This is a genomic window from Burkholderia sp. GbtcB21, from assembly GCF_019091065.1.
GTDB lineage: Bacteria > Pseudomonadota > Gammaproteobacteria > Burkholderiales > Burkholderiaceae > Burkholderia > Burkholderia pyrrocinia_C.
On the sequence record NZ_JAGXKA010000523.1, the window covers coordinates 1 to 232 of the forward strand.

Genomic DNA, 232 nt, shown 5'->3' on the forward strand with positions numbered 1-232 from the left:
GCTCGTCGCGCAGCAGCAGCTTCGGCTTGGACAGAATCGCGCGCGACAGCGCCAGCATCTGCTGCTCGCCGCCCGACGGCGTGCCCGCGAGCTGCGGTGCACGCTCCTTCAGGCGCGGAAAGAAGCCGGACATCCGGTCGACGGCCTTCTTGATCTGCTCGGTGTCGTTGCGCAGGTACGCGCCCATCTGCATGTTCTCGACGATCGACATCCGCGCGAAGGTCCCGCGGCC

Annotated in this window: 1 protein-coding gene; it reads right to left on the bottom strand. The window is 68.1% G+C overall.

What is annotated here, in order from left to right; all coding sequences use genetic code 11:
• Positions 1–232 (bottom strand): ATP-binding cassette domain-containing protein (locus KVT39_RS37540; RefSeq protein WP_217591536.1); only part of this gene is annotated, 232 nt, incomplete at both ends.